The organism is Lacinutrix sp. 5H-3-7-4, from assembly GCF_000211855.2.
In the GTDB taxonomy this organism is placed as follows: domain Bacteria; phylum Bacteroidota; class Bacteroidia; order Flavobacteriales; family Flavobacteriaceae; genus Lacinutrix.
Genome location: NC_015638.1, coordinates 1,656,823 through 1,678,244, shown reverse-complemented (window position 1 = coordinate 1,678,244; position 21,422 = coordinate 1,656,823). Strand labels below are relative to the sequence as shown.

The following is a 21,422-nucleotide window of genomic DNA, read 5'->3' as shown; positions in this document are numbered from 1 at the left end:
TTAAAATTGAACTCTAAAACTCACATTTGGAGTTAACTTTAGCGATTTGTTATCAATTTCTATAGTTTGTTCTTGATTATTTGTATCAACCTCATAATAACGACTAATTGTATTATTTTGATTAGTTACGTTTCTAACACCTAAATTTATAGTTGCTTTAGTAGTATTTAAAAAACTAAAATTATAAGCTAAAGATGCATCAAGCCTAAAAAACGAATCTAAGGTTTCGTTATTAGGTAAATCATAATTCACAAACGTTACATTTCCATCTTGTACTGTTTCGTTACCTTCTACTGGTTTTGTATAAGGAACACCAGAACGCCAAACTCCTCCTAGAGATGCTTTTAAATTTTCTAATATATTATAATTAAAAGCTAATGATATAGAATGCCTAATATCTAAATTATTAGGAAAAACTGAAGGCGTAAAACTTTCAAAATCATAATCATTAATACTATATGTGTAACTCAACCACGCGCTATAGTTACTAGAAGATTTATTTATTAAAAACTCTACACCTCTAGCAGTGTAATCTCCTGTTGCACTTAAAAACTGAAAGTTGTTATAAAACCCTTGATTGCTGGCTGTAATACCATTTACTAATTTATAAAAAGCGGTTGCTTCTATATTTAAATTGTTTTGCTTATAATCTATACCAAACGACGCTTGTTTACTAGTTGTAATAGGTATATCTTTTTCATTAGCCAAAACCCAACGTCTATTTTCCACACCTAAAAAATCGTCTTGAAAATCTATTTTTTGTGTTGCAGTTTGGTTTTTAAATTCTCCTTTTAAGTTTAAAGCAAACTGTCTTGAAATTTTTTGTTTTATATTAATTCTTGGCTCTACTAATAGTTTACTAAATTTTTGAAAATAATTAAGTCTAGCTCCTGCTCTTAAATAGGTGTTGGCATTTTTAAATTCTGCTTCTGTATAAAAGGCATGATTTAATAATACATCTTTTTTAGTACGGTTAAATGCAGGAATAGAAACATTAGTCTCGTTTAATATTCCGGTTTCATTAAATTGATAGCCTGCTAAAAGTGATAATTTTGAATTTAATTTATAATTAGCATTTAGCTTTACGCCTGTTTCTAAAACTTCGTTAGACTGAAATAATAATTGATTGGTTTCAACTCGTAAATCTGAAGCATCAACATTGTATTTAGAATAATAACCAATTAATTTGGTAGAAAAGCGATTGTTCCAATTTGCTTTCCAATGCCCTCCAAATCCAATATTTCTTTGATTTAGATTACTGGATTTTGTTATTGTTTCACGGTTATTTATGGTTGTTTCGGCATAATCAAGATTATTATCAATTATTATAATATTACTTCTAAATTCATGTTTATCACCTAAATCAAACAAAAGTTTTGCACTATAATCATAAAATGAAAAATTGGAATTAGACTCTCCATTAAAAATAGTTTCATTATTATTTAAATCACTGTCTTGAAAACTTTTATCGAAGTAATTATTATACGTTGGAGTTAAAAACACATCTGTAAAAGATCGTCTTCCAGATACATGTAACTCTAAATTTTTAGCTAAAGGGATTTCTAAAAAAGCATCACCACTAATAAGGTTTATTCCTGCTCCACCAGAAAATGTATTTGTAATTTTATTTTTGGTAAGCATATTTACAGTACTAGAAACACCATCACTATATTGACTACTTGTACCGTTTTTACTTACTACGACTTTATTAGTTAAATATGGATTGTAAGCAGAAATTAAACCAAAAAAGTGTCCTGAGTGGTACATTTTAATATCATCCCAAAGCATTAAATTTTCGTCGTTAGAACCACCTCTAACATTTATGTTTGCTATGCTTTCGTTTTTACTTTCTACACCTGGAAGTGCTTGTATAGATTGCAATATATCTGGATCTATTAATCCTGGAAGAATGCCAAATTTTTTAGTATTTAAAATTGTGCTTCCGTCGAAACTTTTTTGTAATCCTGTGGTTAAAAACTTTGTAACATACACTTGATTTAAGCTAATTTCAGCTTCAGCTAAAACAATAGTTTTACAAATATTATTAGCTATAAAAAAAGTATTTGCTTTACCATTTATTGTATTAAAACCTAAATAAGATATTTCTATTAAAGCATCTAGAGGTACATTTTCTAATATAAATTTCCCTCTAGTATTACTAATCACTCCTTTTGTTGTGTTTATTCTTTTTATTGTTGCACCTATTAACGGTTCATTATTTTCGTCTACAATAAACCCACAAATAGTAATGTTTTTTTCTAATACAGATACGGTAATATAACGGTCATCTAAAGTCTTGAAATTTAATAACGTGTTAGCATTTAAATAGTTTAGTGTATCTGCTAAACTTAAATTGTTTTTTGGAGTTTTTATGGTAATATTAGAAACATCTTCAAAAGCATAAGAGAATTTGACATTATATTTTTCTTGTGTTATTTCTAAAAATTTCGCTAATGAAATATCTTGATTTTCTTGCTGGCTAAAACAAATAGTGGTTAGACAAATAAAAAAAAATACAATCCTGTTTTTAATTTTCATATTTATAGAAAGTAACGGTATCGCCTTGAATTTTATAACTTAATTTTAAAGGTATTGTTATAGTTTGTAGTGCGATATTTTTATTATTGTGTGTGAAAGTTCCTGTAAAAAGCTGTTCGATATCAATTGCTTTTGTTTCTACTTTAATGTTGTAATAATTCTCTAAATCTGCTATTACATGTTTTAGTGGAACTTTATCGAAGGTTGACTCTTGGCTTAACCAAGAAGGTTGTGCACTTGAAAAATCGTCTACTAACTCTATTGTGTTATCTACTACTCTAAACGATTTTCCTTTAGATAACTTTACAGTTTTTTTATTGTAAGTAACTGCTACCAAACCTTCGTAACATTGTACTTCAAAATAGTTATCGCGTTCTTTTACATTAAATTGGGTTCCTAAAACTTGTATCTCTCCAACGCTTGTTTTTACAGTAAACTTCTTTCCTTTACTTACTTTAAAAAAGGCTTCACCATCAAGTTCTAAATCCCTATCGTTTTTCCATTTTTTATTATTGTAACTAAGGCTAGAAACTGCACTAAGCATTACTTGAGAGTTATCTGGCAATGTAATGGTTTCGGTTTCTGCAATGGTAGTATTATAACTTTTATTGTTATTAAAAAAAGTTAAAAAAGCCACACTAAGCATAATAACTAAAATAGCAGCATATTTTAAATAAGGTCTAAAGTTTAAAGTGCGAACTTTTGGTTTTTGCTTTTGCTTTAATCGAAAAGCATGTAATGCAGCTTCTGCATCTACTTTTGGAGCTTCTAGTTGTGTTGAGTAATGTGCTATTTTCTCTAAATCTTTAAAATTTCCTGATTTTTTTAAATCGTCAATTTCTTCATGAGAAAGCTCATTATTTAACCATTTTAGTATTTTATTTTCATCTTTCATTTTATAAGTGCTTCACCTCTAAGACAGTTAATTTTATATTTACCCTACTTTTTTTATAAAATTTCTATTTTTTCTCTAAGAACAGTTAATGCTAGAGACATTCGTTTTTCTACAGCTTTTTGAGAAACACCTAGTATTTCGGCTATTTCTCTATATTTTTTTCCTTCAATTCTGTTTAATAAAAAAACTTCTCGCTGTTTATCTGTTAACAAGGCAATGGCGTGCTGTAATTTTTTTTTAAACTGTTCTTCTTCTAAAATATATTCTGGGCTTTCATTATTAACATCTATATAAGGCGCTGCTTTTGCATATTCCATAACAACCTTTTCATGTTTTATTTTATTTAGAAAAAGATTATTAACTGTAGTAAATAAATAGCTTTTAGCTTTACTAAAATCAATTTTAGAACAATTCTCCCAGATTTTAGAAAAAGCATCTTGTACAAGATCTAACGCATTATCCTTATCTCCACATTTATAATACGCAAAGTTACTTGCATGCTGGACATGCTTTAAATAAAAGCTATTAAAGTAAGTTTCTTCGCAAAGTTTTTTTTGTTCCTTCATCTCTTGCAAATAAAGTAAAAACAAGTTAGTTAAAAAAAAAGTGATCTTAAAAGTAGGGTAAAACAATTTCTCATTGTCTAACTATTATAACATTAAAACCATTGACGATGATACCAATTAAAATTATAGAAGCCATAGAAATTATTTTAGCATTTATATTAGTCTTTTTATTAGGCTATGCTATTATTTTAATAAATCAAATAAATTAAAAGTAGGGTAAATAAATTTACAATTGTCTTACTTATAGATGGGCGAAAATCGCTAAAAAGAAAAAAGAAAAATTTAAACTAAAAACAATGAAAAATTTAAAACTAATTACAACAGTATTTTTAACCGCTTTATTAACCTTAACATCTTGTCAAGATGAAATAGATAATGAAACAGGCGAAAACCCAAACACTAATACAAACGCAGCAAATTCTCAAACAGCAAACAATTTAGAACGCTCATCGATGTATGATGGTTCTTTTGATGATTTTTTAGATGGCGTTTCATGCTCTTCTATTTTATTACCTGTAACTGCTACAGTAAACAATACCGAAATTACTATAATTAGCCAAGCAGATTACCAGCAAGTACTAAATATTCTTGGAGAATTTAATACAGACGACGATACAGTTGTATTACAGTTTCCGTTTACTATTGCTTTAAGTAATTACACCGAAGTAGTAGTAACAAACCAAGCTGAATACGATGCTATTATAGATGCGTGTGAAGAAGCAGAAGCTACAGCTCAAAACGCACTAACTTGTGTAGATATAAATTTCCCTATTACTATTTTAACCTATAATTTAAATTTAGACCAAACAGGAAGTGTTGTTATAGAAAGCGAGGAACAACTTTTTAACTACATTAATAATTTTGGTGAAGACGAGTTATTTTCTGTAAACTACCCAATTACTGTTACTGGTGCTGGAGGAAGTAGTATTACAATATCTAGTGATGCAGATTTACAATCAAGCGTAGAAGACTGTATTGATGAAGAAGATTCTATTGAAGAAGCAGAAGAAAATGCCGAAAACTTAGAAGAAATATTAGTAGATGGTATTTTTCAAGTAGAAACTTTTATTAACTCTGGAATAGATACCGCAAACGATTATGTAGAGTATACAATTGATTTTGCTAACGATTTATCTCTAGTAGCAGAAAACACAGTTAACACAACCGTTCAAGATATACAAGGCACATACCAAGTAACTTCACAAACTCAAGTGTTTTTAAACTTAAATTTTACAAGTAATGCTAGCTTTAGTTTACTTAACCAAAACTGGGAAGTAACAAGTTTTAACAATACAACTATATCTTTACAAAGTACAACTAATGCAGCCGTAACCTTAGTTTTAGAACAAATTTAATCCCTAAACAAAACCTATTAACCCAAATTTATCGTAGGTAATAAGATGATTGTTAAATAAAGCTGCTATTTAAAACTTAAATAGCAGCTTTTATAAAAGTATATTTATATATGAAAAAGCAAACCTATTTATTTATTATTTTATTATCTCTTATTAGTTTTTCATGTTCTAAAGACGACGAAAATAATGTTACCAAAAACACTGTAGAATATCACCTGCAAACAGTTGGCACCTCATCTAACGACCTACTTTCAGATGAGCAATTTACTAGTCTAATTATAGAACTAGTATATGTAGAAGGTTTTGAACCTACACAACAAACTATAGATAATTTAGTTTCTTTTTTTGAAGAAAGAACCTATAAACCTAATGGTATAACGGTACAAAAAAGAAGCATTGCCTCTCCAGGTTTATCACCATATACTACTAACGAAATTAGAACTATTGAAGACAATAACAGAACCATTTTTAACACAGAAAATCAGCTGGCAGTTTGGGCGTTATATATCGACGGACTATCTGCTAGTAACTCTCAAAACAGTTCTGTTTTAGGTACCGCTTATAGAAATACATCCTTTGTTATATATGAAGAAAGCATACACGGTTTAAGCGATGAAACCTTTGAACCAAATAGAAGTATATTAGAAACAACAGTAACACTTCATGAAATTGGACACATATTTGGCTTAACAAATTTAGGTGCGCCATTACAATCAAATCATGAAGATGAAGACCACCCAAAACATTGTAACGAAACCAACTGCCTTATGTTCTGGAAAACCGAAACAGCTAATGGTGTAATGGATATGGTTTCTGGAGAACAAGTACCACAACTCGATGCTCAATGTATTGCAGACTTGCAGGCAAACGGAGGAAAATAAAATTTAATAATAATAAAAATGAAAAAACAAATCTTATCATTCGCACTTATATTAATAACAGCGATAACATTAAATGCGCAAGACCAAGAAATTAAAAACAAATCTCACGCAGGTATTAAAGGTGGCTATAACCTTGCCTCTGTAAGCTTCGATGGCGATGGAGAAACAGGACAACGCAGTGGCTTTATTATTGGTTTTTATGGCGAATCATTTGTTAATAATGCTGTTGCAATACAATTAGAAGTACAGTATTCTCAACAAGGCTACGAAATTAAAAATGATAATTCTACTTTCACTCAAAAAGTAAATTATATAAATGTACCATTACTATTAAAAATTTATCCAACACAAAATTTTTATTTAGAAGCAGGTCCACAAGCTGGTTTAGCTATTTCTCACAAAGAAGAATTTGATAGCGAATTTAACCTGTTCGATAATGAAGAAGAATTTGAACCTAACAAATTTGACTATGGTGTAAACTTTGGAGCAGGTATAAAAACTAACTCTGGTGTAAGCCTTGGTGTTCGCTACCATTTAGGACTTGGTGATATTTACGACGAAGGAAAACCTAAAAACAGAGTTTGGCAGTTTACATTAGGTTTCGACTTTTAAATTAAACTTAATAATAAGATTTTATATAATACTTGTTAAAACTCAAATGAATATGTATTTTTGCTGCCCGAAAAACCTTAGTTTTTCGTTTAAAAACAATAATTAGCATCCCATTTTCGGGAATAAACAAATAATATTTCATGAGTCCAGAAGGAAAATTAACATTTGATGTTTTAATAGAAATACCAAAAGGTAGTAGAAACAAGTATGAATACGATTTCGAATTAAATAAAATTCGTTTCGATCGTATGTTATTTTCATCAATGATGTATCCAGGAGATTACGGTTTTATACCAGAAACATTAGCATTAGATGGAGATCCATTAGATGTATTAGTAATGGGTACAGAACCTACTTTTCCTATGTGCGTTGTAGAAGTTAAACCAATTGGTGTTTTTCATATGGCAGACGAAAAAGGTCCTGACGAGAAATTAATTTGTGTTCCTGTTACAGATCCTATTTGGAATAGCTACAATGATATTGATGATTTAAATCCTCACCGTATTAAAGAAATTACACACTTTTTCCAGGTTTATAAAGATTTAGAAAAGAAAAAAGTAGATGTTGGTGGTTGGGGAGATGCAAAAGAAGCTTACGAGATTCTTAATAAATGCGTTGAGCGCTACGAAAATAGCGAACATAAAACCAATGGTAACTTTACAATATAATCTTATTATATTAAAATAGTTAAAAGCCTTTCAAAGTATTTTTGAAAGGCTTTTTTATTATTATATTTGCACCGTGATAAAACTTACAACATTCTTATTTATTGGCGGTCAAGAAGCAATTTTAATTATTCTTGCAGTAGTCATGATATTTGGTGCTAAAAACATACCCGAAATTGCCAGAGGTCTTGGCAAAGGCATGCGTATGCTAAAAGATGCATCAAATGATATTAAAGGCGAAATAACTAAAAGCGCCGAGCAAAACGGTATTGATACCAGCATAACAAAAGATGTACAAGAAGAACTTAAAAAAGTAAAGGACGATCTTGAAGACTTTACAGGTTCAATAAGTCGTAAAATGTAATTCTCAATTTTAAAATCTTAATTTTAAATTTTCATAATATCGTAATATATATTTTACGAAATATTTAATATCTTGAAGGTCTAACCTTTAATTATTAAATATGAAAACAACTCCCATTAAACTACTTTTAGTAGTATTAGTAATCTTTTCATCTTGTACTAAAGACACCACAATTGATATTAAAGAACAAGAACAACAACTTCTTGACCAATCTAAACCTCTTACAATAGATGAAATTAATGCCAGAATTGAGATGCAACTTAATAATGGCGAAACATTTGAATGGAAAAATGAAACCGATCATTTTTTATGGAGTGCAGTTGTACACGGAAATAACATTCTTACCATAGGCTACGGTAATGAAAACGAAAATTTCAGCGAAAATAGATCTAAAGAATTACTTGATAAAAAAGAAAATATTCTAAAAACTATTGAAGCTACAGAAAACTACACTCGCAGTAAAGAAACTGTTGTAGAACATGAAATTATTAATGTTATCGATGTAAAAATTGAAAACCTAGAATCTATTATCCGTTTAAGAAAAACAAATGGTATTCGTTATCTAGAACCAAATGGTTACAACCACTATGGAGCCAACAATGCTATGCGTTCTAGTTCTGGCTGTAGTAAAGATGGTGAATCTATTAATAGCGCACACTACTCTACAATTGCACCTAATAATGCGCAGGTAAGCTGGCATTTTAATGAGCATAATATACCACAAGCATGGAATTATAGTACAGGTTCTGGCATTACTATAGGCTTAATAGATACTGGAGTATCACAATCACAATCTTTATTAAATGGTAATGGCTTTAAAGATGGTTACTCATCAAACTCAAGATTTGTACAAAAATACGGTACGTTTATAGACTCTAATTGGTGGTGGTCAAGTAATTATGATGGACCACATGATAAATGTGGTCACGGTACAGCAATGGCTTCTACAATGGCTGCACCAAGAAACGATAATGGCATGCCTGTAGGTGTTGCCTATAATTCAAATTTAGTAGCCTATAGAGCTACTGAAGATGTATTACTAAACGATTATCATGAACGTAAAGGTGTATCTAAAGCATTAACAGAATTAGCTAACAGAAGCGATGTTAAAATAATCTCTATGTCTATTGGTTATGTTTGGTCTATTGGTAATATTAAAGATGCTGTAAAATATGCTTATAGTAAAGGTAAATTAATATTTGCAGCTGGTGGTACTTCTACTAGTTTTACAAATGGTTATGGTGTAATTTTTCCTGCTACAATGAGTGAAACTGTAGCTGTTACTGGTGTAAACGATGGGTCTAATTACGAACGTTGTGACACTTGCCATAGTGGTAGCAAAATTGATTTTACAATTATTATGGAAGGTGACAATAACACAAGTAAAGCACCTCCAGTTTTAGGTTTTTATAATAACCAAAGACGTTATACTGGTGGCTCTTCTGTAGCAACAGCAACAACAGCAGGTATTGCTGCATTAGTTTGGTCTAGACACCCAAGCTGGAGCAGAGCTCAAGTTTTAAATAAATTAAAACAATCATCAGAATTTTACCCTAACAAAAATTCAAGTTTTGGTTATGGTAATATTAATGCACTACAAGCTGTGCAATAAAATATCTTTTAAAAAAATTAAAGCTTCCTTATTAAGGAGGCTTTTTTTTTATAAATTATTTTACTCTGCTTTTAAAATATACTTTTTCATTAAAAACAAACCATAAAGTAAACATGGTAGCGTAAGAAGCGTAATAAAAATACTATTCTCCAAAGAAACTGGTTCAACAATTTTTGTAGTAATTTTTGCACCTACTTCATCAAGATCTCCTACAAAATCAATTATTGCATGAATAATAACTAACGGGTAGATTCTTTTTGTTACAATCAATAAAAACCCAAACATAACACCAATAAATGTTGCAAATCCTATTTGGGACAGCTCTCCATAAATACCTTTATCAAAATTAATAATATGTATTAACCCAAAAAAAAGTGAGGCTAAAAAAACCGAAATTATAACGCCTTTTTTAGAGTTTCCTAAATGGTTTATAAAATGAGATTGTAAAAAACCTCTAATACTTAATTCTTCGGCAAAACCAATTGTAATAACATAAAGTGAAAAAATTAAGATATTAGTAAATGAAATATTAGCATTTAAATCATCCATAAAAATACCATTAAGAGCACACAAATAAAGTACAGGAAATAATAGTAAATAAGCACGTTTTAATTTCACTTGTTTTAAACCTGCAATGACAAAAAGGTTGTTTCGTTTTATAAATAAATATGAAACTATAATTAAAATTAAATTGGTAATAATACTTATTAATGTATGATAATTGTAGGAATCAATTTTAAGTCTTATTAACTGATGCCAAAAAAATGCTCTTGTAAATAATAATATTAAAAGAATTAAAACAAATAGAAAAAACTGGCTCCAAAATTTAAGTTTAGATTTCATTAAAATAAATATATTACGTTGGTTATTATATTATTATAGACGTAATAAAATTTATAATGGTTGCTTTACTGTATAAATAAAAATCTAACATTAAGAAACTTACGCTAATCAATAAATTGTTTCTACTTTTGCAAAAGATAAAAAACAAGGATTTAATGATTGATTATGTGATTATTGGTGGTGCACAAGCAGGATTAGCTATAGCTTATCATTTAAAAAAAATGAATAAAAAGTTTATAGTTCTTGATGGCGAATCTGAAATTGGTGCCTCTTGGCTAAACAGATGGGATTCTTTAAAATTATTTACACCAACAGAATACAATCATTTACCTGGTTTACCATTTAACGCTCCAAAAGGTCATTATCCTTCTAAGGTTGAAGTTGCTAATTATTTTAAAAAATACGTAGACACTTTTAATATTCCTGTACAGTTAAATACTCTTGTAACTAAAATAAATAAAACCGAAAAAGGTTTTGAAATCTCATACAATAACGAACAATTGATTGCTAACAATGTTATTGTTGCCACTGGACCTTTTCATATACCATATACGCCACCTTGCCATACAAAAATTGACAAAAGTGTTTTACAAATGCATAGTAACTACTATAAAAATGTTAAACAATTGCAAGATGGTGATGCCTTAGTTGTTGGTGGTGGAGATTCTGGATACCAAATATTAAATGAAATATCTAAAGACAAAGCAAGAACTGTTTATTTTTCTGGAGATACAAAAGTAAAATCTTTACCTCAACAGTTTTTAGGTAAAACCTTATGGTGGTGGTTTACTAAAATTGGTTTTTTAAGTTATAATAAGTATAGTTGGATTGGAAAAAAAATAAACTCTTCTACTCAACCAGTTATTGGTACAGATGTAAAAGAAATTTTATCTAGAGAAAATGTAATTTCTGTAGGAAGAACTAAAGATGCTTTAAATCAAGAAATTATTTTTGAATCTACCAAGGTTTCAACTATAAAAAACGTGATTTGGTCAACCGGTTATCGCCCTAATTTTAAATGGATTAATGGTTTAGAATTAGATGCAGACAGCTACCCAAAAAACTATCGTGGTGTTAGCAATATAGATGGTCTTTATTTTATTGGCTTACCATGGATGTTTACACGAGGATCTGCGACTTTAGGTGGTGTATCAAAAGATGCCAGCTACCTTGCAAATGTAATACGTAATAAAAATTAAAATAACTTCTCTTTATTATCACATAAAACATATTGCCTAAAAATAGCTTCTAATTCTTTTTGTGGGTTATTTGTTAAGCCAGAATGTGTTTTAGAGCTTTGTATTACAGTACTTCTTGATGCAGCTAACCACCTAAACCTATCGGCTAATTCAAACGCACCTATTTTACCGCTAGATTTATCACCTTTGCAAATTAAGTCCCAAGATTTTAAATAATTATTTAAATCTTCTAACTGCAAATCACAAGAAAAAGCAGCTAGTTTGGCTTCGTTAATATTATATTTTACGCTCAAAAATTTTTTTCTTTTCGAGAATAAAATCACTCCTATATTAAAAAACTCTTCACGTTCTACTCTAGGCACCAAGCGTATTATAGCGTATTCAAAAGTAACTTTATCTTGCATCTTCAGCTTCTTTTACTAATAAATCAATCATTGACAATTTAGCTTCTAAATATTCTATATAAGCTAATTTAATTTCGTTAGGAGACATTGTATCGCCTTCATTTTCTAACCAATCTTCAGGAATTTTATTAATTATTCTCTCAATTGTTTTAAAATCTAAGGTTTTAACTATTTCACTAGCTGCTTCCTTTAAATGTTGAGCGCGATCTAACAATACATGATCTTTTATTAATGGAAATGTTCTTGTTAGGTGATTTCTCCAAGTATCCCAATTATGATGAAAATAAAAACTGGCACCATTATCTATTACCCAAAGTTCTTTATTCCAGTTTAATATGTTTGGGTTTTTTGCTGTTCTGTCAATATTACTTATAATACTATCTAGCAGCACTACTTTAGAAGCTGTTAGAGCGTCTGCTACAGATGCTAATGGATCGTATGTTATAGAACCACTTAAGTAATGTAAACCTAAGTTTAAACCTACACTAAACTTTAATAAATCTTGAATTTCTTCATCTGGTTCGGTTTTACTAAACGAGTCGTCTAAGTTCATAAACACCAATTCTGGTACTTTTAAACCAATAGCTCGAGCTAATTCTCCACCAATAAACTCTGCAACTAATGCTTTTGTGCCTTGTCCTGCACCTCTAAACTTAAGCACATACAAAAAGTCATCACTACCCTTTACAATAGCTGGTAGCGATCCACCTTCACGCAACGGCGTTACATACTTAACGACATCTACAGTTCTAATTTCTAGTGTGCTCATTTAATTCTATAGCTTTCGGCTTATTGTTAATCCGTCTCGAATAGGTAATACAACTGTTTCTACTCTAGCATCGGTTTTTAAAAGTGCATTATAATCTAACACTGCTTTTGTCATTTTATCTTTTGGGTCTAGTTTTTCTATAACCTTACCGCTCCATAATACATTGTCTGATAATATAATTGCTCCCGGTTTTAATTTATCTACTATTAAATTAAAATAGTTTATATAATTATCCTTGTCTGCGTCAATAAAAACTAAATCGAAGGTTTTATTTAATTCTGGTATTACTTCTAAAGCATTACCTAAATGTTGATTTATTTGGTTTCCATAAGTAGATTTATCAAAAAAATTACGCTGAAAATCAAAAAGTTCTTCATTAATATCTATGGTGTCTATACTACCATTAGGTTTTAAACCTTCAGCCAGACATAATGTTGAATATCCTGTGAATGTACCTATTTCTAAAATATTTTCTGGTTGTATTAATTTTGAAATCATACTTAACACACGACCTTGGTACGGACCACTAGACATGCGTGGTTGTAATATTTTTTGAAAAGTTTCGCGTGTTAATTGTTGTAATAGCTCTGGCTCATTTTGAGAATGTGCTACTACATAATCGTCTAATTTTTCTGGTATAAAATGCATTTTATTATTTCCAAAATTCTATGTCAATAATCGTTTTATAATAAGTTTGAAATCCTTCTTCTTCTTTTCTTTAGAAAAATAGTATTTAGTTTCTATACATTTTAAGAACATTAAAAAACTAAAGACAATACTTAATAAAACGGATTCACTTATTTAACTTAATATTCTATTTACTAATTTTTGCTTGGCTGCTTCATCTTCACCACAAAGCCATCTTAGTACATTATCTTCCCAAATATTATCACGTTCTACTTCTGTAATAATTTTACGCTCCATTGCTAAATCTAGAATTTTTCCTGGGTAAGAGCTTTGTTTTTCACTTTCCATTTCTCCTAATGGGTAAGGATCATCGAGTCCCATTAATACTTGTTTTGAGCCTTGATTTTTAATTAACAATTCTAATCCGCCAGTATCATGAACTAAAGTATCGAAAAATATATTTTTATGTCCTACTGCTTTTCTTGGATGGCTTTTACCTTCAAATAAATCTGGCCTTCCATCAAAACCTTGAATTCTTCTACCTAGGTTTATTTGTGCTAATTGCCCACCGTGAGCAAAACAAGTTCTCATATTTGGATATTTATCTTGATACCCATTTAAGGTTAAAAAGTGATAAGCATCTGCACATTGTGCTAACATCCAGATTAAATGAAAACGCCAAGAGGTGTTTTCTAATTTTATAAATTTTTCTCCATCATATGGATGGATTTCTACTGCAAGATTATACTTATTAGCTAGCTCGAAAATAGGTTCGTTTTCCTCATCAAAAATGCAACGCCAGGTACCAATAGTATCCATATAATGTGTTGGTAAGCATAATAATTGCATGCCTAACTCTTCTACACAACGTTCAATTTCCCAACATGCACCACGCACAAAACCTGGGTGGACTACAAAACCACAAGTAAATTTACTTGGGTTTTCGTGCTGTACATTAGCATTAAAATCGTTTTGAAAACGTAAGGCTTGTTTCATTTCTTCTACTCGCAAACCATTACCGTATAATTGCGATAAATTAAGTACTACGGCATGGTCTAACTTATTGCGCTCCATCCATGCTAGTTTTTCGTCTAAGAAAAAACTAGAATCTGTTACAGGACGACTCCAATCTTTTTGAAGCATGAATTTACGGTCTTTATCTACCCAAAATATACCTTTATCCTGCATAAATTGTGGAATTTGTTCTGGATATGGCAATAAATGTGAGTGACCGTTTATTCTAAGTTTTCTTTTGTTTCCCATTTTATTATTCCTAAGTTTTTGTGATTTTTAAAATGTTTTCGTTTAAATATCTAAACCAAAAACTTATTCTATTTTAACTTTACTTGGTGGTTGCATTACCTCGCCACAGTTAGGGCAACTTCGTTTTTGTTTATCTCCATAATATTCATCGAAAATTTTAGGCATATCTGTTTCAATATTTTCAACAGTAAAATCTTCCTCATAAAGTTTTGTTGTACAATTTTCGCAAAACCAAAGTAAAGCATCACGCATACCTTCTGGACGTTTATACTCTATAACTAATCCTACTGTATTTGCACCTCGCTGCGGAGAATGTGGTACTTTAGGTGGCAATAAATAAATATCACCTTCTTTTATATGCACATCTTTTGGTGTGCCATTATCTATAATTTTTAAAACTATATCACCTTCTACTTGATAAAAAAACTCTGGTGTTTCGTTATAATGGTAATCTTTTCTACTATTAGGCCCACCAACAACCATGACTATAAAATCACCATCTTTCCATACTACTTTATTACCAACTGGCGGCTTTAAAAGGTGACGGTTTTCTTCTATCCATGCTTTAAAATTTATTGGAGATACTATATTACTCATGATATTTTATTTTTTTACTTCGTAAAGTTTACGATATGTTTTAAGGGTTTCTTGAAAATTTCAAGATTTCAAATTGATATAAAGTTAGTAATTACTTTTCAATTTATGCGTGATTGCCTTGTGTTTGATATTAAAGACTTTTGGTTCTTCCTCCATCTACTGGAAGATTTATTCCATTAATATAACCAGCTCTTTCACTTGCTAAAAATGTAATGGCATCTGCTAATTCTTCTGGTTTAGCAAAGCGTTTTGCTGGTACAGCACTCTTCATTGCATTTGCAGATTCTTCTTCTGTTTTTCCAGATTTTGTTGATTTATTTTTTATAATTTCTGCTAAACGATCTGTTCCTGTTGCACCTGGTAATACGTTATTAACAGTGATACCAAATTGTCCAAGCTCATTTGCTAACGTTTTACTCCAGTTTGCAACTGCTCCACGAATAGTATTACTTACTCCTAAACCATCTAGTGGTTGTTTTACAGATGTTGAAATTACATTTACAATTCTGCCATATTCTTCCTGTTTCATAAAAGGGACAACACTTTGAGCTAGTACATGGTTACATTTTAAGTGTTGTGTAAATGCATTTTCAAATTCGTCTACTTCTGCCGAAAAAACAGGTCCGCCTTTTGGTCCGCCAGTATTATTCACCAAAATATGAAAGCCATGATTATTAGAAATATACTCTGTTACTTTTGTTTTCAATTCCATAGGATTTGAAAAGTCTGCAACTATGTAGTTGTGATTTCTATGTGTTGGTAACTCAGATAAAGTCTTTTTTAATTTATCTTCATTTCTAGCAATAAGTGTTACTTGAACACCTTCTTCTGCTAGAGCAATTGCTGTTGCTTTTCCTATTCCTGCTGTACTACCGCAAACTAGTGCGTATTTGTTATTTAAGTTTAGATTCATAATTTTTGTCTGGTCGAGCGCAGTCGAGACCTACTTAACTTTTCGGTTTAAAATTAGAATGTGTTGCATTTCTACATTCGGCTAAAATTTGCAACAAATTATAATCTCCATTAGCTAAAGCAAATTTCTTTTTTGCACTCCATTTTTTTATTTTCTTTTCAAAATATATTGCTTGTTCTACATTGTTAAACTCTTGTTGAAATATCAATATTAAAGGCCTTTTTTTATATGTAAAACAGGTTTTGTTTAATCCATTTTGGTGTTCTTCAAATCGTCTAGATATGTTATTTTTTATTCCAGTATAAGTTAACCCATCTGAACATTTCAATATGTAAACATAATACGTTTTCATAATTAACCTCTCGGCTGCGCTCGAGGCAACATCAATTTAATACTTAATACAAACATTCTTAGCTTCAGTAAAAAAGCGAAGTGCTTCAAAGCCACCTTCACGACCTACACCAGAAGCTTTTATTCCACCAAAAGGTGTGCGTAAATCTCGCATCATCCAGGTATTTACCCAAACAATTCCTGCTTGTAATTGGTTACTCATTCGCATAGTACGTTTTAAATTATTTGTCCAAAGTGTAGCAGATAAACCGTATTTTACTTTGTTTGCCATTAATAATACTTCATCTTCGGTTTTAAATGGCATTATTGTAACTACTGGTCCAAAAATTTCTTCTTGGTTTACGCGACATTCATCATTTGGTACTTCTATTACTGTTGGTTCTAAATAATAGCCGTTTTCATAACCTTCAACTTTAACTTCATTGCCTCCGCAAAGTATTGTTCCGTTTTCAGTTTTAGCGATTTCAATATACTCTTTAACTTTTTCAAGATGTGGTTTTGAAACTAAAGCTCCAATATTTGTTGCTTGTTTTGCTGGATGACCAACTTTTAGCGCTTTTACTTTTGTTACAAAATCGGTTTTAAACTGTTGGTATATTTTTTCTTCTACAAAAATGCGACTTCCGCACAAACAAATTTGTCCTTGGTTTGCGAATGAAGAGCGTACGGTTGTATTTAACATCTCTTGGTAATCACAATCTGCAAAAATGATATTTGGGTTTTTTCCGCCTAATTCTAAAGAGAGTTTTTTAAACATTGGTGCTGCTACTCTTGCTATATGTGCTCCTGTTGCTGTACCTCCTGTAAATGATATTGCTTTAATATCTTGATGTTCAATAATTGCCTGACCTGTTGTACCGCCTAAACCATGAATAATATTTAAAACACCTTTAGGTAAACCAGCTTCATTACAAATTTCACCTAATAAATAAGCAGTCATTGGTGTGACTTCACTTGGTTTTGCTACTACACAATTTCCTGCTGCTATTGCTGGAGCAATTTTCCAGGTGAATAAATATAATGGCAAGTTCCAAGGTGAAATACAAGCAACAACGCCTATGGGTTGTCTTAAAGTATAATTTACTGCTTGTTGCCCAATGCTTTCATGACTTTCGCTTGCAAATTGAGTAATTGCATTACCAAAAAAACGAAAATTACTTGCTGCTCTTGGTATATCTACCGCTTTTGCTAAACTTACAGGTTTCCCATTATCTTTACTTTCTGCTTCTGCAAAGCGTTGCAAGTTTGCTTCTAGTAATTCTGAAATTTTAATGAGTATTCTACTACGTTCTTCTAATGTGGTTTGTGACCATTGTTTAAATGCAGATTTTGCTGCTTTGTATGCCAAATCTACATCTTCTTTTGATGACTCTGGAATTTTCCCATACACTTCGCCATTAGAAGGATTATAATTATCCATCCAATTATTATTAACTGGTGATGAGAACGTTCCGTTTATGTAGTTTTTAATGTTTTCCATTATAATTATATGGTAGATAGCTGCGAGATTCTATTTTTTTTATTGTTTTTTATAGGCCATAACCTTAATTTCTACAACCAAATCTGGATGTGGCAATTGGTGTACTGCAACGGTTGTACGGGTTGGTCCTGTTTCTTTTTCAAAAAACTCTGCGTATGCTTTATTGTAACCTGCAAAGTCATTCATATTTACTAAAAATGATGTTACATCTACTACATCTTTAATACTTGCTCCAACTTTTTTAAGGTTTGTGTCTATATTTTTTAAAACTTCTCTGGTTTGTACTTCTGCATCTAAGCGTTTTGTACCCATTTCGTCTATAATATCTACTCCTGCTATACTATTATCTGCTCTACGTGAACTTGTGCCAGAAACAAAAATAAAATCACCTACACGCTTTACATGAGGATAAGCACCTCTTGGTGTTACTTTTGTTCCTTCGGAAGTTTGATTTTTTTCACTCATATTTTTAGTTTCTAATGTAATCCTGCTATTTTATCTTCTTCTAAAATATTTTTAGTTTCGGTTAAAACCTTTTCTAAATTACTTTTTAAATCGTCTTTTATATCTAAAGTTCCTTCTGCCAACATATTTAATATGGCTTTATCTTGGGCTCTTCCTCTTAACATTGCTTCGCGATATCCAATATTTTCATTAAATGTTACTAATGAATATTTTGAGGAATATTGTGTAGGAAATTCTTTTTCTAATGCCATTTCTAAAGTACGTTTTTCTCTAAAGTTTGCATTATTAACGTGACCTTTCATTTCATGAAAATTATCGATTGCTAAATCTGCAATAGCATCTGTATCTGGTTTTCTTGCGGTTTGGTATGCTTTAAAAATGCTTTCCCAGTTATCATGATCTTGGTCTAAAATTTTATCGAACTCTACAACATCTTCAAAAGATGCATTCATACCTTGCCCATAAAATGGAACTATAGCATGTGCAGCATCTCCCATTAATAAAGTATTACCTTTATAATGCCAAGGTGAACATTTTACTGTACCTAGTGGAGCTGTTGGGTTTTCGAAAAAATCATCTACAAGGTTTGGCATTAATGCTAGAGCGTCTTTAAAATACTTATTAAAGAATTCTAACACACGTTCTTTTGTTGTTAGATTATTAAAATTATATTCACCTTCGTTATAACTTAAAAATAATGTTACTGTAAAACTTCCGTCTAAATTTGGCAAGGCTATTACCATAAAGTCGCCTCTACCCCAAATATGTAGTGCATTTTTATAGGTTTTATAACCGCCATCTTTTGCAGGCAAAATACTTAACTCTTTATAACCATGTGTTAAATAATCTTGAGAAAAGCTAAATAGAAATTTTTTACCTAGATAATAACTTTTACGCATTGCAGAGCCTGCTCCATCTGTTGCTATTATAGCATCGGCATCTTCTACAAATTCTTCTTTTGTATTATAGTCTTTAAAAAGTGCTGTAGTATTTTCGAAATCTACAGACTTACATTTTTTATTAAAATGAATGGTTACATTCTCATGTTTCTCTGCTTCATCAAGTAATAATGCATTTAATTCTCCTCTTGATATTGAATTGATATATTCATGCTCACGACCACTATAATTAGCCATAATTGTATTGCCCTCTATATCATGAAGCATACGACCATGCATTGGTATACAAAGTGCTTTTACTTTATCTTCTATACCGCAGAGTTTCATAGCTTTATTTCCACGATCTGAAAAAGCTAAGTTTATTGAACGTCCTGCAGAAATATCTACTTTTCGTAAATCTGGACGCATTTCCATTACAGTTACATTATAACCTCTTTGCCCTAATCTTAAAGCCAAAAGTGAACCACATAATCCTGCGCCAACTATTAGTATGTTTTGTTTGCTAGACATCTAACTTCTTTTTAAGTAATTGAATTTCTTCATAAGTTAATCTTAGTTTTTTAATGATAAGTTTTTAGTTTTATTTAATGTATTCTGAAAACTTAAAATACCACTAATCGAATTATACTTTATTTTGGGAAAATCTTTATATTCTATATTGTTTACAATTTCATCTTTAATTACTATTAAAATTCTTCTATCTGTAATAATTAAATAATCTGAAGATTTATTTACAAAATAACTAAATAGACCTAGAATTTGATATTGCCAAAAACCTATTTCACTTTTCTTTTTAATCTTAAATAAGGTTTCCTCACCCTTTATAATTTTATAAAATGAATTCAAAATATATTATAAACAAGCCTTTAAACGCTCTACCATATTATAAACATCTTCAAAAGAATTATACAGTGGTACTGGTGCGCAACGTATAACATCTGGCTCTCTCCAGTCGCTAATTACACCACTTTCTGTAAGTTTATGGTGTAATGCTTTATCTGCATTTTTAACTTGTATTGATAATTGACAGCCACGCTCGTTTGGGTTACTTGGTGTAATTATTTTAATATCTGAATTATTTAATTCGTTTAGTAAAAACTCAAAATAGCCTGTTAATTTTTTAGATTTTTGAGTAAGTTTCTCCATACCAACTTCTGCAAAAATATCTGCTGAAGCTTTTATTGCTGCCATAGATAAAATTGGTGGGTTAGATAATTGCCAACCTTCTGCTCCTGGCAATTGGTCAAACTCTCCACGCATATTAAAACGGGTTTCCTTATTGTGGCTCCACCAACCTGTAAAACGATTTAAATCTTTATTATGAGCATGACGTTCGTGTACAAAACAGCCAGATAAGCTACCTGGTCCTGCATTCATATACTTATAAGTACACCACACAGCAAAGTCTGCTCCAGAATTATGCAAATCTAAATTTACGTTTCCTGCTCCATGTGCACAATCAAAACCAACCATACAGCCATTTTTATGACCTAAAGCTGCTATGCGTTTAAAATCGAAAAACTGACCAGTATAGTAGTTTACGCCTCCAATCATGATTAAAGCTATTTCATCGCCTTGCGCTTCTAGTATAGCTTCTAAGTCTTCATAATTGGCTAATTCTTCACCTTCTCGTGCTTTCCATAATACTAAACCTTCTTTGTCGTCAAAGCCATGATGACGTAATTGTGATTCTACTGCATATTTATCACTTGGAAAAGCATCTGCCTCGATTAAAATTTTATATCGTTTTTTGGTAGGTTTATAAAAACTAACCATCATAAAGTGAAGGTTTGCAGTTAAAGTATTCATAACTACAACTTCTATAGGTTTAGCTCCTACAACTTTTGCCATACTTTCTGTTAAAAACTCATGATATGGTAGCCATGGGTTTTTACCTTCGGTATGCCCTTCTACTCCTAAGTTTGCCCAATCTTCTAATTCTTGATTAATATAATCTTTTGTTACTTTTGGTTGTAAGCCTAAAGAGTTTCCGCAGAGGTATATTAAATCGTCTCCATTTTTATCTTTTGGAATATGAAATTGATTTCTATAATGTGCTAGTTGGTCTTCTTTGTCTAATTGTTGTGCAAAATCGCGACCTAATGTATAGTTTGACACTTGGTT

The 21,422-nt window shown here is 30.7% G+C and carries 23 protein-coding genes; 7 read left to right on the top strand and 16 right to left on the bottom strand.

What is annotated here, in order from left to right:
• From LACAL_RS07410 to LACAL_RS07400, 3 genes are read right to left on the bottom strand one after another with little or no spacing between them, the layout of a single operon-like run.
• Positions 1-2,538 (bottom strand): TonB-dependent siderophore receptor, encoded by a 2,538-nt coding sequence (locus LACAL_RS07410; protein WP_013870102.1) that lies wholly within the window; start codon positions 2,536-2,538, stop codon positions 1-3.
• Entirely contained in the window at positions 2,528-3,433 is a 906-nt protein-coding gene (locus LACAL_RS07405; protein ID WP_013870101.1) for a FecR family protein, read from the bottom strand. Before LACAL_RS07405 ends, LACAL_RS07410 begins: the two co-directional genes overlap by 11 nt.
• 53 nt (positions 3,434-3,486) lie before the next feature.
• The gene (locus tag LACAL_RS07400; protein WP_013870100.1) at positions 3,487-3,999 is read right to left on the bottom strand and encodes an RNA polymerase sigma factor; all 513 of its coding nucleotides are present in this window, start codon (positions 3,997-3,999) and stop codon (positions 3,487-3,489) included.
• Positions 4,000-4,295: 296 nt separating this feature from the next.
• On the opposite strand from LACAL_RS07400, the gene LACAL_RS07395 reads away from it, so the two are divergent.
• From LACAL_RS07395 to LACAL_RS07370, 6 genes are all read left to right on the top strand, one after another.
• Entirely contained in the window at positions 4,296-5,354 is a 1,059-nt protein-coding gene (locus LACAL_RS07395; protein ID WP_013870098.1) for a hypothetical protein, read from the top strand.
• A gap of 110 nt (positions 5,355-5,464) precedes the next feature.
• A complete protein-coding gene (locus tag LACAL_RS07390; RefSeq protein WP_013870097.1) occupies positions 5,465-6,235 on the top strand; it encodes a hypothetical protein in 771 nt (256 codons plus the stop codon).
• Between the two features lie 18 nt (positions 6,236-6,253).
• On the top strand, positions 6,254-6,847 hold the full coding sequence (locus LACAL_RS07385) for a porin family protein (protein ID WP_013870096.1): 594 nt from the start codon (positions 6,254-6,256) through the stop codon (positions 6,845-6,847).
• Between the two features lie 140 nt (positions 6,848-6,987).
• Positions 6,988-7,515 (top strand): inorganic diphosphatase, encoded by a 528-nt coding sequence (locus LACAL_RS07380; protein ID WP_013870095.1) that lies wholly within the window; start codon positions 6,988-6,990, stop codon positions 7,513-7,515.
• Between the two features lie 73 nt (positions 7,516-7,588).
• Positions 7,589-7,876, top strand: a complete 288-nt coding sequence (locus LACAL_RS07375; protein ID WP_013870094.1) for a twin-arginine translocase TatA/TatE family subunit — start codon at positions 7,589-7,591, stop codon at positions 7,874-7,876.
• A gap of 100 nt (positions 7,877-7,976) precedes the next feature.
• Positions 7,977-9,488 (top strand): S8 family serine peptidase, encoded by a 1,512-nt coding sequence (locus tag LACAL_RS07370; RefSeq protein WP_013870093.1) that lies wholly within the window; start codon positions 7,977-7,979, stop codon positions 9,486-9,488.
• Between the two features lie 60 nt (positions 9,489-9,548).
• Here LACAL_RS07370 and LACAL_RS07365 read toward each other — a convergent pair whose 3' ends face one another.
• Positions 9,549-10,331, bottom strand: coding sequence for a CPBP family intramembrane glutamic endopeptidase (locus LACAL_RS07365; RefSeq protein ID WP_013870092.1), 783 nt, complete (start codon positions 10,329-10,331; stop codon positions 9,549-9,551).
• Positions 10,332-10,486: 155 nt separating this feature from the next.
• On the opposite strand from LACAL_RS07365, the gene LACAL_RS07360 reads away from it, so the two are divergent.
• Positions 10,487-11,530 (top strand): NAD(P)/FAD-dependent oxidoreductase, encoded by a 1,044-nt coding sequence (locus tag LACAL_RS07360; RefSeq protein WP_013870091.1) that lies wholly within the window; start codon positions 10,487-10,489, stop codon positions 11,528-11,530.
• On the opposite strand, the gene LACAL_RS07355 is transcribed toward LACAL_RS07360, so the two are convergent.
• From LACAL_RS07355 to kynU, 12 genes are all read right to left on the bottom strand, one after another.
• Positions 11,527-11,934 carry a DUF3037 domain-containing protein gene (locus LACAL_RS07355; protein ID WP_013870090.1) on the bottom strand — a complete coding sequence of 136 codons (408 nt, stop codon included), beginning with the start codon at positions 11,932-11,934 and terminating at the stop codon, positions 11,527-11,529. The genes LACAL_RS07360 and LACAL_RS07355 overlap by 4 nt on opposite strands.
• Complete coding sequence (locus tag LACAL_RS07350; protein WP_013870089.1) at positions 11,924-12,703, bottom strand: HipA family kinase; 780 nt, start codon at positions 12,701-12,703, stop codon at positions 11,924-11,926. Before LACAL_RS07350 ends, LACAL_RS07355 begins: the two co-directional genes overlap by 11 nt.
• A gap of 6 nt (positions 12,704-12,709) precedes the next feature.
• Entirely contained in the window at positions 12,710-13,351 is a 642-nt protein-coding gene (locus LACAL_RS07345; protein ID WP_013870088.1) for an O-methyltransferase, read from the bottom strand.
• A gap of 153 nt (positions 13,352-13,504) precedes the next feature.
• Positions 13,505-14,593, bottom strand: a complete 1,089-nt coding sequence (locus LACAL_RS07340) for an amidohydrolase family protein (protein ID WP_013870087.1) — start codon at positions 14,591-14,593, stop codon at positions 13,505-13,507.
• A 63-nt stretch (positions 14,594-14,656) separates the two neighbouring features.
• Entirely contained in the window at positions 14,657-15,190 is a 534-nt protein-coding gene (locus tag LACAL_RS07335) for a 3-hydroxyanthranilate 3,4-dioxygenase (protein WP_013870086.1), read from the bottom strand.
• A 130-nt stretch (positions 15,191-15,320) separates the two neighbouring features.
• The gene (locus tag LACAL_RS07330; protein WP_013870085.1) at positions 15,321-16,103 is read right to left on the bottom strand and encodes an SDR family oxidoreductase; all 783 of its coding nucleotides are present in this window, start codon (positions 16,101-16,103) and stop codon (positions 15,321-15,323) included.
• Positions 16,104-16,137: 34 nt separating this feature from the next.
• Complete coding sequence (locus tag LACAL_RS07325; RefSeq protein ID WP_013870084.1) at positions 16,138-16,455, bottom strand: GIY-YIG nuclease family protein; 318 nt, start codon at positions 16,453-16,455, stop codon at positions 16,138-16,140.
• 36 nt (positions 16,456-16,491) lie between these two features.
• Positions 16,492-17,934: an aldehyde dehydrogenase gene (locus LACAL_RS07320; RefSeq protein ID WP_013870083.1), complete on the bottom strand. Its 1,443-nt coding sequence runs from the start codon at positions 17,932-17,934 to the stop codon at positions 16,492-16,494.
• Positions 17,935-17,973: 39 nt separating this feature from the next.
• A complete protein-coding gene (locus tag LACAL_RS07315) occupies positions 17,974-18,399 on the bottom strand; it encodes a RidA family protein (protein ID WP_013870082.1) in 426 nt (141 codons plus the stop codon).
• 11 nt (positions 18,400-18,410) lie between these two features.
• Positions 18,411-19,808 carry an NAD(P)/FAD-dependent oxidoreductase gene (locus LACAL_RS07310; protein WP_013870081.1) on the bottom strand — a complete coding sequence of 466 codons (1,398 nt, stop codon included), beginning with the start codon at positions 19,806-19,808 and terminating at the stop codon, positions 18,411-18,413.
• Between the two features lie 42 nt (positions 19,809-19,850).
• The gene (locus LACAL_RS07305; protein ID WP_013870080.1) at positions 19,851-20,144 is read right to left on the bottom strand and encodes a hypothetical protein; all 294 of its coding nucleotides are present in this window, start codon (positions 20,142-20,144) and stop codon (positions 19,851-19,853) included.
• A gap of 6 nt (positions 20,145-20,150) precedes the next feature.
• A complete protein-coding gene (gene kynU, locus LACAL_RS07300) occupies positions 20,151-21,416 on the bottom strand; it encodes a kynureninase (protein WP_013870079.1) in 1,266 nt (421 codons plus the stop codon).
• Positions 21,417-21,422: the final 6 nt, after the last annotated feature.